The 13,024-nt window shown below is 64.7% G+C and carries 9 protein-coding genes; 4 read left to right on the top strand and 5 right to left on the bottom strand.

The features are described 5' to 3' along the window. Positions 1-4: 4 nt before the first annotated feature. The 4 genes from gspF to gspC are packed head-to-tail and all read right to left on the bottom strand — an operon-like array spanning position 5 to position 5,894. Positions 5-1,216, bottom strand: a complete 1,212-nt coding sequence (gspF, locus tag EDC39_RS11110) for a type II secretion system inner membrane protein GspF (protein WP_148896460.1) — start codon at positions 1,214-1,216, stop codon at positions 5-7. A 12-nt stretch (positions 1,217-1,228) separates the two neighbouring features. Continuing rightward, positions 1,229-2,914, bottom strand: coding sequence for a type II secretion system ATPase GspE (gene gspE / locus EDC39_RS11115; protein ID WP_148896461.1), 1,686 nt, complete (start codon positions 2,912-2,914; stop codon positions 1,229-1,231). Beyond that, positions 2,911-4,959, bottom strand: coding sequence for a type II secretion system secretin GspD (gspD, locus tag EDC39_RS11120; protein WP_148896462.1), 2,049 nt, complete (start codon positions 4,957-4,959; stop codon positions 2,911-2,913). Before gspD ends, gspE begins: the two co-directional genes overlap by 4 nt. 32 nt (positions 4,960-4,991) lie before the next feature. After that, complete coding sequence (gene gspC, locus EDC39_RS11125) at positions 4,992-5,894, bottom strand: type II secretion system protein GspC (RefSeq protein ID WP_148896463.1); 903 nt, start codon at positions 5,892-5,894, stop codon at positions 4,992-4,994. Between the two features lie 309 nt (positions 5,895-6,203). On the opposite strand from gspC, the gene polA reads away from it, so the two are divergent. Next, complete coding sequence (polA, locus tag EDC39_RS11130; RefSeq protein WP_148896464.1) at positions 6,204-8,870, top strand: DNA polymerase I; 2,667 nt, start codon at positions 6,204-6,206, stop codon at positions 8,868-8,870. Positions 8,871-9,012: 142 nt separating this feature from the next. Here the strand turns inward: polA and EDC39_RS15775 are convergent, their stop codons facing one another. Next, positions 9,013-9,138 (bottom strand): hypothetical protein, encoded by a 126-nt coding sequence (locus EDC39_RS15775; RefSeq protein ID WP_281289757.1) that lies wholly within the window; start codon positions 9,136-9,138, stop codon positions 9,013-9,015. On the opposite strand from EDC39_RS15775, the gene EDC39_RS11135 reads away from it, so the two are divergent. The 3 genes from EDC39_RS11135 (at position 9,137) to EDC39_RS11145 (ending at position 12,675) form a co-directional block, all read left to right on the top strand. After that, positions 9,137-9,694 carry a type II secretion system protein gene (locus EDC39_RS11135; protein WP_187426759.1) on the top strand — a complete coding sequence of 186 codons (558 nt, stop codon included), beginning with the start codon at positions 9,137-9,139 and terminating at the stop codon, positions 9,692-9,694. The genes EDC39_RS15775 and EDC39_RS11135 overlap by 2 nt on opposite strands. 140 nt (positions 9,695-9,834) lie before the next feature. Continuing rightward, a complete protein-coding gene (gene mgtE, locus EDC39_RS11140) occupies positions 9,835-11,190 on the top strand; it encodes a magnesium transporter (protein WP_148896465.1) in 1,356 nt (451 codons plus the stop codon). 222 nt (positions 11,191-11,412) lie between these two features. After that, positions 11,413-12,675, top strand: coding sequence for a DEAD/DEAH box helicase (locus EDC39_RS11145; RefSeq protein WP_148896466.1), 1,263 nt, complete (start codon positions 11,413-11,415; stop codon positions 12,673-12,675). Positions 12,676-13,024 lie beyond the last annotated feature (349 nt).

The following is a 13,024-nucleotide window of genomic DNA, read 5'->3' on the forward strand; positions in this document are numbered from 1 at the left end:
TTTTTCACCCCAGCCCCTGGCTGGCCTGAAAGATTGGCAGCAGAATGGCCAGGACGATGAAGCCGACCGCCAGTGCCATCAGCAGGATCATTGCCGGTTCCAGCAGGGCGAGCAGGCGGTCGATGGTCATTTCGACCTGCCGTTCATAACTGTCGGCCACCCGGAAGAGCATGTTTTCCAGCTCGCCGCTGCGTTCGCCGATGGCAATCATCTGCGGCAGCATGTCGGGAAAGACGTCTTCGCGTCGCAGGGCCTCGGCCAGGCTTTCCCCCTCGCGGACCCGGTCGGCGGCCGCCGCCACCGCCGACGCCAGCAGCCGGTTGCCGATCAGTCGTCCGCCCAGTTCGAGGCAGCGCAGCAGCGGCAGTCCGCTCTGCAGCAGGGTCGCCGTCGTGCGGCTGAAGCGTGCCGTCGCCAGCAGCAGGTTGAGGCGGCCGAACAGCGGCAGGCGCAACAGCAGTCGGTCGAGTCGCAGCCGGCCGCCTTCGGTGCGGCCGTAGCGGCGCAGCAGAATCAGGCCGCCGAACAGGAGCGGCAGCACCAGCCAGCCGAAGTCGTGGAAGAAGCCGCTGGTCCGGATGAGCAGGCGGGTGGCCAGCGGCAGGGGGATGTCGAGCTCGGTCAGCATGCGGGTGATGTTCGGCAGCACGTAGCTGACGAGAAAGAAGAGGACACCGCAGCCGACCAGCAGCATCAGCAGCGGATAGGCGAGGGCCGAGGTCAGCCTGGCCTGCAGCCGGGCCCGGTCCTCGAGATAGTCGGCGAGGCGGCCGAGTACCCGGTCGAGGTCGCCGCTGTTTTCGCCGACCTCGACCATGCTGATGTAGACATCGGGGAAAAGTCTCCGTTGCGCCGCCAGGGCGCGGTACAGCGCGTCCCCCTGGACCACTTTTTCGCGGGTCTGGGCCAGGGCGGCTTTCAGTCGCGGGTTGGTCTGCTGCCCGGCGACGGTGCCCAGGGCCTCGTCGAGGGAGAGCCCGGCGCCGAGCAGGGTGGCGAACTGCCGGGTCGCCATGGCCAGATCCTCGGCGGACACGCCGCGCCGGAAGGCGAGGATGCCGCGCCTTCCCTGACGTACTCCCTGTTCCCGCAGCTCGGTGGGGAAGGTCCCCTGCTGCCGGAGCTGGGCGATGGCGGCCCGCCGGCCGGCCGCTTCGAGGCTGCCGCTGACCTTTTTTCCCTGGCTGTCGAAACCGCTGTAGTCGAAGATCGGCATGACGGGTCCGGATCAGTTCTCCTCGCTGGTGACGCGCAGCACTTCCTCGATCGAGGTCTCGCCGGCGAGGGCCTTGCGCAGGCCGTCGTTCCGCAGGCTGCGCATCCCCCTGCGCAGGGCGGCGGCAGCGATGCTGTTGGCGTCCTTGCCCTGCATCAGCAACTCGCGCAGCGTATCGTCCATCGGCATCAGCTCGTAAATGCCGGTGCGGCCGTGATAGCCGATCTGCAGGCAGTCGTCGCAACCGGCGGGGCGGTAGAAGACGGCGTCGGCGGGCAGCTCGCCGGCGCCTAGGCTGCGCAGCAGCTCGTCGTCGGGCGTGAAGGGCTGCCGGCAGCGCGGACAGAGCCTGCGCACCAGACGTTGGGCCATGACGGCGACGATGGAACTGGCGGCGAGAAAGGGCTCGATGCCCATCTCCACCAGCCGGGTCAGGGCGCCGGCGGCGTCGTTGGTGTGCAGGGTGGAAAAGACCATGTGGCCGGTCAGCGCCGCCTGTACGGCGATTTCGGCGGTTTCGACGTCGCGGATTTCGCCAACCATGATGATGTCCGGATCCTGGCGCAGGATCGAACGCAGGCCGGCGGCGAAGGTGAGATCGATCTTGGGATTGACCTGGATCTGTCCCACTCCGGCCAGCTGGTATTCGATGGGGTCCTCGACGGTGATGATGTTCTTCTCCTGCGAGTTGAGCCGGGTCAGGGCGGCGTAGAGGGTGGTCGTCTTGCCGGAGCCGGTGGGGCCGGTCACCAGGAAGATGCCGTGCGGCTGGTGGATCAGCCGGTCGACCTGCAGCATCAGTTCGCGGTTCAGGCCGAGATCGGCCAGGCTGAGAACGCCAGAGGTTTTCTCCAGCAGACGCAGCACCAGGCGTTCACCAAAAGCTGTGGGCAGGGAGGAGACACGGACGTCGACGTCCCGGCCGGCAATGCGCACGCGAAAGCGTCCGTCCTGGGGCAGGCGCTTTTCGGCGATGTCCAGTCCGGCCATGATCTTCAGCCGCGAGACGATGGCGGCGTGCGCCCGTCGTGGCGGACGCAGGATTTCGTAGAGGATGCCGTCGATGCGGAACCGGACCACCAGTTCGGTTTCGAAAGGCTCGATGTGGATGTCGCTGGCCCGTTCCCGGCAGGCCTTGGTGAGCAGGCCGTTGACGAAGCGGATGACCGGAGCCTCGTCCGAGGTGTCGAGCAGATCGGCCGGTTCCAGCTCCGGCGATTCGTCGCCGCCGATATCGGGCCCGAGGGCCTGGGTTTCGTTGTCGTGCCGCTCGTAGGCCCGGTTGATGGCCTGCAGAATCTCCTCGTCCGGTGCCAGGCAGATTTCCACCTGGTCTCCGGTCAGGGCGACCAGATCGTTGACCGGGGCTCCCTCGTTCGGGTTTGCCATGGCCAGCAGCAGTCTGCCGCCGGCCCGCTCCAGGGGGAAGACGCGGTTTTCCCGCAGGTAGCCCATGGACAGGCGGCCGAGCAGATCTTCGGTGCCTTTCGGTTCGGGCAGGGTTTCGAACCAGGGCAGGTCGAGCTGTCTGGCCAGGGCCGCCCGCAGCACCGACTTGTCGACCTCTCCATCCTCGAGCAGAATGGCGTCGAGCCGGCGACCGTCCTCGGCCTGACGCTGCAGCGCCCGGTCGATGACCTCGGCCGGAACGCCGAACTGCTGCCGCAGAATCTCGCCGAAACTGGTCTGCTCGTTCATGGGTTCTCGTCTTCGGCCGGAGGTGGCAGTTCGGTCATCAGGGAGTCGGGGGGGATGGAGCGGCGCAGGGCCTCGGTCTGCATGCTGCTGCCGGTAAGGCGGCTTTTGCGGGTGATTTCGGCCAGGTCGGCGCTGTCGCGGATGATGTGCGGGGTGATGAAGACCAGCAGGTTGGTCTTCTGTTCCGTGGTGCCGCTGGAACGGAAAAGCCGGCCGAGCAGGGGGATGTCGCCCAGCAGGGGGACCTTGCTCTCGGTCGACTTGATGTTGGTGCCGATCAGGCCGCCGAGGACGATGGTCTGGCCGTTGCGGGCCAGGACCGTGTTGCGCAGCTGCCGCTTGGTGAAGGTCGGTCCGACTTCGTTGATGTTGCCGACGCTGTTGTCGGCGATGTCGGTGATTTCCTGGAAGACGTTCAGCCGCACCAGGTCGCCTTCGGTGATCTGGGGGGTGAAGCGCAGGGTGAGGGCGACATCCTGACGCTCGACAGCTACCGACTGGGCCAGGCCGGTGCCGCCGGTATCGGTCAGGCGACTGGTGATGACCGGAACGTTTGAGCCGACGATGATCTCCGCCTCCTCGTTGTCCGAAGTCAGCAGCCGCGGCGCCGACAGGATGTTGACGTCGGAGGTCTTTTCCGACAGCTGGATCAGGGCCGAGAAAGCGGGGATGGTGATCAGGCTGCCGTCCGGCCCCTTGGTGGTGATCGGACTGAACAGGCCGCCGAGCAGCAGGCCGTTGATGGTCTGCGACAGCAGGCTCGGCAGCTGGCCGTTGCCGACATTCGGATCGGGGGCCAGGCTGGTGAGGCCGGTGGAGGTACTGTTGAGATTGCTGGTGCCGAAAACGGCGCTGTGGCCGTGGATGTCGACGGCTCCCTGCAGGGCGACGCCGACCTCCCTGGTGGCGTCCATCGACAGCTCGAGGATCAGGGCCTCGACGAAGACCTGCTTGCGCCGCACGTCGAGCTGCCGGATGATTCCCTTGAGCAGGGCGTAGTCCTCGGGGCTGGCGTTGATCAGCAGGGCGTTGGTCGGCTTGTCGGCGGTGATCGATACCGGCCCGCGGGTGGCCGGCGCCTTCTGTCCCGGTTTCGCCGGGGTCGAGGTCGCGGTGGCGCGCATGCCGGTCAGGATCTCGTTCAGGGTCTTGGCCAGGGTTTCGGCGTCGGCGTTTTCGAGGTAGTAGACGTTGATGTTGGAACGCTCCTGCAGCGGTTCGGCGTCGAGGCGGGCTATCAGCCCGCGCACCATCTCCATCCGTTCGCGGTCGGCGAGCACGATGAGGCTGTTGGTGCGCTTGAAGCCGATGGCGCGGCCGCCGCCGGTCTGCCCCGCCACCTTGATGTTCTGTCCGGCGCGGGCTCGGCGGCTGACGGCTCCGGTACCGCCGAGCACGCTGTTGACGACGCGCGCCACTTCCTCGGCGTCGGCGTGCCGCAGGGTGAAAATCTCCATCTGGTCCGGCCCCGACGGAACGTCCAGGACCTCGATGATCTTGACCAGGCGGTCGATGTTGCTGCCGCTGTCGGTGATGACCAGGGTGTTGGAGGGGGCATAGGCGACGATGCTGCCGGTCTTGGGTATGAGCGAGGCGAGAAGTCCGGCCAGTTCGGTGGCGTTGCCGTAGGTGAGCCTGACCATCCGGGTGACGTAGGCGGCCGAACGATCGCCGGCGCCGACGACCGGCAGGTTGTCGCGGGCGGCGTTCTTGATCTGGACAATCTTGTTGGCCTTGCCGCTCGGCACCACCGTGTAGCCCTTGACGTTGAGGACGGTGAGAAAGAGCTGGTAGGCCTCGTCCAGGCTCATGCCTCCGGGCGAGATAATCGTCACCTTGCCGCGGACGGTTTCATCGTAGATGAAGTTGCGGCCGGTCAGTTCGGCCATGGTCTCGATCAGCTCGGTCAGTTCGACATCGCGGAAATCGAGGGAGATGCTCTCTTCGCTGTCGGCGACGGCCGCCGCAGCCGGCGTCGGAGAAAGTGTGGTCAGGCAGACGGCGAGAACGAGGCTCGGAACGATTCCGCAGAATATACGATACACGGTGAGAACTCCCTTTCAGGCAGCTGGGCTGCTCAGTCGATCCGGTAGCTGTAGGTCAGCCGCTTGCCGTTGCGTTCGAGGGCCAGGTCGAGCTGGCGCGCCTGACGCAGCTGCTGCATGATCTGCAGCGCCTTTTCCGGCGAATCAAGGTTGATGCCGTTGACCTGGTGCAGGATGTCGCCGACCCGCAGCCCGAGTCGGCTCAGCAGACTGCCGGGGCGGATCATGCGGATGATAAAGCCTTCGGTGCGGCCTTCGACCAGGTTCGGTTCGACCCGCGCCTGGCGGATCAGCTGCCCGATGTTGCTGCGCGCCAGTTCGGCTTCCGCGCGGGGAATCAGCCAGCGGCCGTCGCCCAGCCTGCGGATTCCCTGGCCGATGACGTTGCCGCTGCCGGGCGCGGTTTGTGCCTTGTGATTGCGCCGGGTTCCGGTTTTTTCCGTCCCGGTGCTCTTTTCGGGCAGTTTCAGAATGATATCCCGACCGTCCGGCAGGCGCAGCCCGACTCGCGACCGTTCGATATGCACCAGCCGGCTGCCGTCCGGCAGCCGGTCGCCCAGGTGCCAGACCCGGGCTTCTCCATTGCCGCGCAGGGTGGCCAGCGGCTTCGGCCCGCCACTGACGGTGCCGATCAGCTGCCAGCTGACGGCCGCCGCCCGGTCCTGACGGCTGGTCGCCGGTGATTCGGGACCGAAAGAGAGTCCGGTTCCGTCGGGATTGAACAGGTTGCGATCGAGAATGACCTGGTAATCGCGCAGAACGGGGGGGCGCGGGACGGCGTTGCGGCTGACGGCGGCAGCCGGCTGGACGGTGGCGCCGGGCTCCAGATAGAGCCCCGCCACCGAAGCGCAGAATACGCCGAGAGACAGACCGGACAGGCCGCCGAGCAGGAGCAGGCCTCCCCGTCCGTATTTCTGTGCCAGGGTCAAAAGCATCGTGTCTTTCCGATCGGTCGGCCGGCATTCGCCGCTCGTGGCGTCGGGCGGAGAGATCGCCTCGACTTCTTCAGCCGGACCTGTATCCCATTAAGAATAGGCGTAAGATGTTGAAAATGCAAGCAGACGGCACGCCTGGAGGTGTTTTTTCGGGACTGCTGCGCGCTGGCCGCCGACTGGCGTGACCCGATCGTTTTTGCCGGTTTTGCGGTTGGAGACGGTGCCGTGATGGTTTACAGTAGTCGCGTCCGGAGCGCGTCTGCCTGCCATCCGGTACTGTTCTGTCACGTGTTGCCTGCAGGAGGATTCATGGAACGGCCCCGTCTCTTTCTGATCGACGGATCGAGTTATATCTACCGCGCCTACTATGCCATCCGGCACCTGAGCAATTCCAGAGGGATGGCCACCAATGCCATCTACGGATTTACACAGATGCTGCTCAAGGTTCTGCGCCAGTACCGGCCCGATGCCGTGGCGGTTGTCTTCGACAGCAAGGGACCGACTTTTCGCAAGGAGATCTATCCCGATTACAAGGCCAACCGCGCCGCCATGCCCGAGGATCTGGTGCCGCAGATTCCGGTGATCAAACAGGTGGTGCGCGCCTTCAACCTGCCGGCCCTCGAGCGGGAGGGCTACGAGGCGGACGACATTATCGCCACCCTGGCGCGCCGGGCCGAAGCGAGCGGCATGGACGTGACGGTGGTCACCGGCGACAAGGACCTGATGCAGATCGTCAGCGAGCATGTGCGTCTGCTCGACACCATGAAGGACCAGGTCTACGGCCCAAAGGAGGTGGCCGAGCGTTTCGGCGGCCCGGACAGGGTGATCGAGGTGCAGGCGCTGGCCGGCGACAGCTCCGACAACGTGCCGGGGGTGCCGGGGATCGGCGAGAAGACGGCGAAGCAGCTTATCGACGAGTACGGCAGCCTGGAGAATCTGCTGGCCAATCTCGATCGCATCCGGCAGCCGAAACGGCGCGCCAACCTGGAGCAGTATGCCGAGCTGGCGCGGCTGTCGCGCCGGCTGGTGGCGCTGGTCGACGATCTGGAGCTGGATGTCGATCCCGCTGAGCTTCGTCTGCCCGAACCGGACCGCGAGGCGCTGGAACAACTCTTTCTCGAGTGCGAGTTTCACCAGCTGCGGCAGGAGCTGGCCGGCGAGCGGCAACAGGAGCGGGGTGAGTACCGGGCCGTGCTCGACAAGGCGGCCCTGGACGAGCTGGTCGAACGGCTGCGGCAGGCGGAACGCTTCTGCTTCGACACCGAGACCACCGGTCTCGATCCGCTGCGCGCCGAACTGGTCGGCCTCTCCTTCGCTGTCGAGCCGGGGCGGGCCTGGTACCTGCCGCTCGGCCATGCCTATCTCGGTGCGCCAAAGCAGCTCGACCGGCGGCTCGTTCTCGACCGTCTGGCACCGCTGTTCGCCGATCCGGCCATCGGCAAGATCGCCCAGAACGCCAAATTCGACGAACTGGTGCTGCGCCGGGCCGGACTGCGGCTGGAGGGGCTGGTCTTCGATCCGATGATCGCTTCCTACCTGGCCCGGCCGGCGTCGCGTTCCCACGGCATGGATGCCATGGCGGCCGAACTGCTCGGTTACCGGCCGATCAGTTTCGAGGAGGTCTGCGGCAAGGGCAAAAGCCGGATCAGTTTCGCCGAAGTCGAGGTCGAACGGGCCACCGATTACGCCGCCGAGGACGCCGACATCACCCTGCGCCTGGCCGACAGGCTGGAGCCGATGCTGAAGGAGACCAGCCAGGAAAAGCTCTTTTACGAGGTCGAGCTGCCGCTGGAGCGGCTGCTGGCCGAAATGGAATGGACCGGCGTGCGCATCGATGCCGACTTCCTCGCAGGCCTTTCCGAGGAGTTCAGCGCCCGGCTGCGGCAGCTGGAGGACGAGATCTTCACCCTGGCCGGCACCCGGTTCAATGTCGCCTCCCCCAAGCAGCTGGGCGAGGTCCTATTCGAGCGGATGAAGCTGCCCAGGGGGAAGAAGACCAAGACCGGCTGGTCGACCGATGTCGAAGTTCTGACCCGGCTGGCCGAGGAGCATCCCGTCGCCCGGCTGGTGCTCGATCACCGGTCACTGTCCAAGCTCAAGGGAACCTACACCGACGCCCTGCCGAAGCTGGTCCATCCGGAGACCGGCCGCATTCACACCTCCTTCAACCAGACCGTCACCGCTACCGGCCGGCTGTCGTCGAGCGATCCGAATCTGCAGAACATCCCGATCCGCACCGAAGAGGGCCGGCGTATCCGGGAAAGTTTCGTCCCCGACGAGGGCTGGCTGCTGCTGTCGGCCGACTACTCGCAGATCGAGCTGCGCCTGCTGGCGCACATGGCAGACGAGACCACCCTCAAGGAGCATTTCCGCAGCGGCGAGGACATCCATCGGCGCACGGCGGCCGAAGTGTTCGGGGTCTTTCCCGAGATGGTCACCGACGAGATGCGGCGCAGCGCCAAGGCGATCAACTTCGGGGTCATCTACGGCATCAGCGCCTTCGGCCTGGCGAAACAGCTCGGTATCAGCCGCGGCGAGGCGCAGACCTACATCGACGGTTATTTTGCCCGCTATCCGAAAATCCGCGCCTTCATGGAACGCTGTATCGCCGAGGCGAAAGAACAAAAATACGTCACCACCCTGCTCGGCCGACGCTGCGCCGTGCCCGACATCGACAGCCGAAACGCCAACGTGCGCGGCTACGCCGAACGCAACGCCATCAACTATCCGGTGCAGGGATCGGCCGCCGACCTGATCAAGCTGGCCATGCTGCGGGTGCGACGGCGTCTCGCCAGCGGGAAACTGCGCTCACGCATGGTGCTTCAGGTGCACGACGAACTGGTGTTCGAAGTCCCCGAAAACGAGGTCGAAACCATGCGGCAGCTGGTGCGCGAGGAGATGGAACTGGCCATCGAACTCGATCTGCCGCTGGTGGTCGATGTCGGTGTCGGCACCAACTGGAGCCAGGCGCACTGATTTCCGCGGCCGGGCCTTCGATGCTGCGAACCGATACCCGGTGATCACCGGTGTCCGTTCCCCGGCCGTGTACGCCGTGACGACTGCCGGTGCCCCCTCCTTTTTCGGTAAGCATCCTGTCCTTTTCTTTTTTAAATTATTCTCATTTTTGTCGAGGCAAAGATGTTTGGGCAATTTTTTTCATCTGCAAATCGCCCTCTGGCAGAGGCCGGTGAAGTGCGCTACACTTGCCGGCGATGAAATTTTGCCGATCCATGTTTTTCGCCATGACTTCCCCCCTGTTGCGGCAGGACGGGATCAGTCTGCTGGTGGTGCTGGTCATGCTGGCGATTCTCGGGCTTTCCCTGGGGCTGGCCGGTTCCACCTGGAAGACGGTGGTGCAGCGTTCGAAGGAAGCGGAACTTCTGTTCCGTGGAGACCAGTACCGCAAGGCCATCGAGAGTTACGCCAGCGTCAAGCATGGCGGTGCAAGCGGCATGCTGCCGGCGAAGCTGGAGGATCTGCTGCGCGACCCGCGCTTTCCCGGCGTGGTGCGGCACATCCGCAAGCTGTACAAGGATCCGATGACCGGCGGGGACTTCGAGCTGATCAAGGATCCCCGCTACGGCAACCGGATCAAGGGCGTCTACAGCAGCAGCGATGAAGCTCCTTTCAAGGCGGGCGGTTTTCCGCAGGAATATGCCACTTTCGCCAATGCCGAAAGCTACCAGGACTGGAAATTCATTTATGAACCGAAGCAGCCGCAACAGCGGCGGCCGGCCGGCAGCGGGCAACAGCCACCGGCGTCCGGACATCCGGTGTTCCAAGGTGGACAGGCCAATTGACACCCGGAAGAGGGTGGTGTTAAATTCATCCGCCTGTCCGATTCTGCCGCACACCTGTTGGCCGGCACCGGCCCATTGATGCCTTTTCGCCGATTTCTGCCGGCGGTGCGGGACGAAAATCCGCTCGAGGAGGTCTTGACATGGAACAGAAACTTCAGCGACTCCTCGAAACCACCAGGCGGCTGCTGCGCCGCGGCGCCTATTCCAACCTGACCAAGCTGCTGGGCAAGATTCACCCGGCCGATATCGCCCATCTCTTCCGCTATCTCAACGACAAGGAGCAGCCTCTGCTCTTCGGCCTGATCAGCGAGCCGGAGGTCGCCGGCTACGTGCTGGCCGAGCTCGACCATGCTGTCAGCGCCCGGCTGCTGGCCCAGCTCAACAAGCAGCAGATCCTCGAGCTGCTGCAGAACATGGCGCGGGACGACGCCGCCGATATCGTGCAGAACCTGCCCGAAGAGCTGGCCGCCGAAATCCTCGGCCTGATGAAGGATGAGGAGTCGGAGGAGATCGAGGAACTGCTGCAGTACGGGGAGGATACCGCCGGTGGCATCATGGCCACCGAAATCTTCTCCCTGCGCGAGGACCTGACCGTCCGTGAGGCGATCCAGGCCCTGCAGGATGCCGGCGACGTGGAGATGGTCTTCTACCTCTACGTCACCGACGAACACAACCACCTGGTCGGAGTTCTCTCTCTGCGCCAGCTTCTGACCGTGTCGCCCGAGACGGTGCTGCGCGACATCATGATCCGCGACGTGATCAGCGTGCGGGTCGACATGGACCAAGAAGAGGTCGCCCGCGTGGTCGAAAAGTACAACATCCTTGCCGTGCCGGTCGTCGACGAGAGCAACAAGCTGATGGGTCTGATCACCGTTGACGACGTCATCGACGTCATCCGCGAGGAGGCGACCGAGGATATCTACAAGATGGCCGGCGCCAGCGACGAGGAGCTGCTGCTTGGCTACCAGGCCTTCAAGATCGCCCGCCTGCGGCTGCCCTGGCTGTTGACCAACCTCTTCGGCGGCGTCATCACCGGCTACCTGATGTGGCGGTTCAAGGTCACCATCAGGGATGTCATCGCCCTGATTTCCTTCATTCCGGTCATTACCGGCATGGGGGGCAACGTCGGCGGCCAGTCGGCGACCATCGTTGTCCGCGGTTTTGCCACCGGCAAGATCGACATGTCGACCCTGCGCCGGGTGCTGCTCAAGGAGATGCGCGTCGGCCTGATCATGGGGATGGTCTGCGGCCTGACCGTCGGTCTGGTCGCCTGGGGTTGGCACCACAATCCCTATCTCGGCCTGGTGGTCGGCATCGCCATGACCGTGGCCATCAACGTCGCCGCCACCATGGGCGTGCTGGCCCCGACCTTTTTCAAGAGGATCGGCGTCGACCCGGCCATCGCCGCCACCCCCTTCGTCCAGACCGCCAACGACATCACCGGCATCCTGATCTATTTCACCACGGCGACTCTTTTCATCCGCTATCTGCACTGAGTAACGATCGATCTTCAGGCGGCGTCGGGAAAGCCGGTTGACGTCCCCGGTCCGACCTGTTATGGTGGGGACTGCTTAACCGCAAGCGCTGTTCCTGGAAGAGTCAACGACAAGCATTCGTGAGCCCCGGACATGCATCCGGGGCTTTTTCTTTATCCGGACCTGAAGCCGATCGCGAATCGGCGCCGGCGGCAGGTCTTTCGACACCGAACAAAGGAATTTATGAGTTTCTCGCGTTTCAACTTTCATCCCAAGGTCGCCGCCGGCATCGAGGCGGCGCAATTCGTCACTCCCACCGCGATCCAGAACGAGGCGATCCCGCAGGTTCTGGCCGGCAGGGACGTTCTTGGCCTGGCCCAGACCGGCACCGGCAAGACCGCGGCCTTCGGATTGCCGATCCTGCACCGGCTGATGAGCGGCCCGCGCGGCCGGGTCCGTGCCCTGATCATCGCCCCGACCCGGGAGCTGGCCGAGCAGATTCACGACGCCATCTCCACCCTTGGCGCCAGAACCGGTCTGCGCAGCGTCACCATCTACGGCGGGGTCAACATCAACCCGCAGATCGGCAGACTGAAGGCCGGCGCCGAGATCGTCGTCGCCTGCCCGGGACGCCTGCTCGATCATATCGGCCAGGGGACCATCGACCTGTCGAAACTCGAAGTGCTGGTGCTCGATGAGGCCGACCAGATGTTCGACATGGGCTTCTTCCCCGACATCCGCCGCATTCTCAAGGCGCTGCCGGCCAGACGCCAGACCCTGCTCTTCTCCGCCACCATGCCGGATGCGATTCGCGGCCTGGCGCATGAGGTCCTGCAGAATCCGGTTACCGTACAGGTCGCCAACAGCGCCCCTCCCGGCACCGTCAGCCACGCCCTCTACCCGGTCGGGCAGAAGCGGAAGACCGCCTTGCTGCTGGCCCTGCTGAGCCAGTCGCAGACCGGGGCGGTGCTGGTCTTCACCCGCACCAAGCATCGCGCCAGGCGGCTCGGGCAGCAGCTGGAAAAGGCCGGTTACCGGGCCGCTTCGTTGCAGGGCAACCTGTCGCAGAACCGGCGCCGGGAAGCCCTTGACGGGTTCCGCTCCGGCCGCTACCAGATCCTGGTGGCGACCGACATCGCCGCCCGCGGCATCGACGTCAGCCAGGTGTCGCACGTCATCAACTACGACATCCCGGCGACCCCGGAGGCCTACGTGCACCGCATCGGCCGCACCGGGCGGGCAGCGCGCAGCGGCGACGCCTTCACCCTGGTGAGTAGCGAAGATGCCGCCCAGATCAGGGCGATCGAAAAGGTACTCAAGACCAGGCTGGAACGTCGCACCCTGGTGGGCTTCGACTATGGTGTTGCCGAAAGCGCGCGTCAAGAATCGGCTCCTTCGCGGCGCTCTTCGCGCCCGTCGGCCACCGGACGAAGTGAAGCCGCATCCCGTTCCCGCCGCGGTGGGCGGGCGACGGCCAGGGGTGGCTGGGCCGGCGCTCCGGCCTGAGGCAGGTTGGCCGAAAATTCCAGCCGCCGATGACGCCGATGCACGCGGATTGAAAACCCGAATCGTTGATTTCTCAGGTTTTACGACTTGATCCGCGTCATCCGCGTTCATCCGCGGCTAGGAAACAAAATTCTTGTTTGTGGTTTCAACCAAAATCATGTTGGTTTCTCTGCGGCCTATGAGCAAAGGTATTTCAAAGAACGCCGTACCGCATAAGCCATTTTGTGTCCGCTATTGACGACCGCCCCCACACCTGACCTTCCCCCGAAATTGTGGACAGTCCGAAAAGCTGCTACAACAGCGTCAGGAGGACTGGCATGGTTTCGAAGAGAAGGAAGTACACTCGTGA

Source organism: Geothermobacter ehrlichii (assembly GCF_008124615.1).
In the GTDB taxonomy this organism is placed as follows: Bacteria; Desulfobacterota; Desulfuromonadia; order Desulfuromonadales; family Geothermobacteraceae; genus Geothermobacter; species Geothermobacter ehrlichii.

Coding starts and splice junctions, on each gene's coding strand:
- gspF (WP_148896460.1), bottom strand. CDS start 1,216: ATGCCGATCTTCGACTACAGCGGTTTCGACAGCCAGGGAAAAAAGGTC.
- gspE (WP_148896461.1), bottom strand. CDS start 2,914: ATGAACGAGCAGACCAGTTTCGGCGAGATTCTGCGGCAGCAGTTCGGC.
- gspC (WP_148896463.1), bottom strand. CDS start 5,894: ATGCTTTTGACCCTGGCACAGAAATACGGACGGGGAGGCCTGCTCCTG.
- polA (WP_148896464.1), top strand. CDS start 6,204: ATGGAACGGCCCCGTCTCTTTCTGATCGACGGATCGAGTTATATCTAC.
- EDC39_RS11135 (WP_187426759.1), top strand. CDS start 9,137: ATGACTTCCCCCCTGTTGCGGCAGGACGGGATCAGTCTGCTGGTGGTG.
- EDC39_RS15775 (WP_281289757.1), bottom strand. CDS start 9,138: ATGGCGAAAAACATGGATCGGCAAAATTTCATCGCCGGCAAGTGTAGC.
- mgtE (WP_148896465.1), top strand. CDS start 9,835: ATGGAACAGAAACTTCAGCGACTCCTCGAAACCACCAGGCGGCTGCTG.
- EDC39_RS11145 (WP_148896466.1), top strand. CDS start 11,413: ATGAGTTTCTCGCGTTTCAACTTTCATCCCAAGGTCGCCGCCGGCATC.